Source organism: Pseudomonas sp. MD195_PC81_125 (assembly GCF_014060985.1).
Taxonomy (GTDB): Bacteria; Pseudomonadota; Gammaproteobacteria; order Pseudomonadales; family Pseudomonadaceae; genus Aquipseudomonas; species Aquipseudomonas parakoreensis.
The window spans coordinates 1-1794 of sequence record NZ_JABULD010000868.1 but is presented as its reverse complement, the minus strand read 5'-3'; the positions used below and the strand labels follow the sequence as shown (position 1 = coordinate 1794).

At 45.5% G+C, this 1794-nt stretch carries 2 protein-coding genes; both read left to right on the top strand.

Translation table 11 applies throughout. The features are described from left to right. Nucleotides 1-340: 340 nt before the first annotated feature. A complete protein-coding gene (locus HT737_RS29910; protein WP_220459589.1) occupies nt 341-1519 on the top strand; it encodes a DNA cytosine methyltransferase in 1179 nt (392 codons plus the stop codon). Then, nucleotides 1404-1794 (top strand): DNA cytosine methyltransferase (locus tag HT737_RS32945; protein WP_220459587.1); only part of this gene is annotated, 391 nt, incomplete at its 3' end. The genes HT737_RS29910 and HT737_RS32945, both read left to right, overlap by 116 nt.

Below are 1794 nucleotides of genomic sequence, written 5' to 3'. Positions count from 1 at the left end.
AATGGGGACGTAATTAAGAGCTGTCTACCCATCTCCATTTGGCTCGTGTCTACGACGCTGCACAAGCGTCACTGGTGTCATCGTGTTGCCTTTTCATCTGCGCTGAAAGCAGTCCTGGAGTTTTCCTCCCATTCGGGAGCTTCGTTCGGGTCGACTCATCGATGGCTGAAAAACGCAAAAAACGCCCTAAGGGCTTGTTTAGCCTGTGCTTCCGGCAACGGCATGGGAGCGCATGCGTATTTGCCATCATCATGCCTGCCCCAATTGTAGTGGTAGAGGTGCTGGACAGTGATCGTTTCGATATACTCGCTCGTTTTGATCCAGGCCGTTTACGATCCGTATGAGAGATATCCATAAAGAAAAAATTGCGCGAGTACACAGTGGTGAGGCCCCCAGGGTCCTCGATTTATTCGCTGGTTGTGGAGGTATATCTCTAGGTTTTGACCGAGCTGGATTTAAGAATGTTGCTGCGATAGAGTTCGACGCGCATGCAGCTCGCTCTCACGCTATGAATTTCCACAAAGATCTATCGCCGAAAGAGTTCGAAAAACACGCTCAGGCGCATGATATAACTAAAATAGAACCAAACACATTTATTCGTGAAATGGGCTTCTCAGGGCCTGCCGATAGAGCAATAGATGTGATTGTTGGTGGTCCACCATGTCAAGCGTTTGCACGTGTAGGGCGAGCAAAGTTAAGAGAGGTTGCAGAACATCCTCAAGCATTTAAGCAGGATCCTAGAGGGAATCTCTATCTACGTTATCTTCATTTTGTCCGCGAATTAAAGCCTATAGCTATTTTGATGGAAAATGTCCCAGATGTATTAAATTACGGTGGGCATAATATCGCGGAAGAAGTATGTGAGACTTTGGATGATCTGGGGTATGACTGTGGGTATACGCTGCTGAATGCCGTGTATTATGGCGTTCCTGAAATGCGAGAACGTATGTTTCTCATAGCGTACTCCAAAGAGTTAAATAAGAAAGTTACTTTTCCTAAGCCTACCAATTGGGTTGATCTTCCTCGCGGCTATGATAATAGCCGTAAAGTAGCATTGAAGAATATAAATTTAGATTTGTTAAGTGAAGATCATTATTTTATTGTCCCGCCAGTTGTCTCCTCAGAAGACTGTGCCCCTGCTGTTACTGCTCAGGATGCACTAGGTGATTTACCAAAAATAACTAAGCATCTTGAGGGAGATGTAAAAAAAGGCGCTCGAAATCCTAGGGAGGAAAGTACTTATCCCGAAGCGCCAATTACTGCATACGGTTCTTTGATGCGAAATTGGCCGCGATTTGAAAGTCGTGGTGTTTTATATGGGCATGTTACACGTGCTCTTCCTCGGGACTATCCTATTTTTGCACGCATGAATCCAGGCGATCAGTACCCGGAAGCGTTCAATCATGCGCTTGATCTGTTCAATGAGGCACTCGCAAAAAAAACGTATTATGGGATTGGATTTAAAGGAAGGGAGCGAGGAGTTCAAGGCGTTATACAAGTTGTATGTGCCACCATATGATCCTACTAAATTCCCTAATAAATGGAGGAAGATGGAGGCTGATAAGCCCGCGCGGACCTTGATGGCACACTTAGGGAAAGATGGTTATTCTCACATACATTACGATAGCACGCAGGCTCGAACGATATCTGTCCGTGAAGCTGCACGTCTTCAATCCTTTCCCGATGGGTTTACATTTTCCGGAAGTATGAATCCTGCTTTTAAACAGGTAGGTAACGCGGTCCCTCCATTGCTATCGTTTGCTTTGGCAACTGAAATTATGCGGAATATCAGGG

Coding starts and splice junctions, on each gene's coding strand:
- HT737_RS29910 (WP_220459589.1), top strand. CDS start 341: ATGAGAGATATCCATAAAGAAAAAATTGCGCGAGTACACAGTGGTGAG.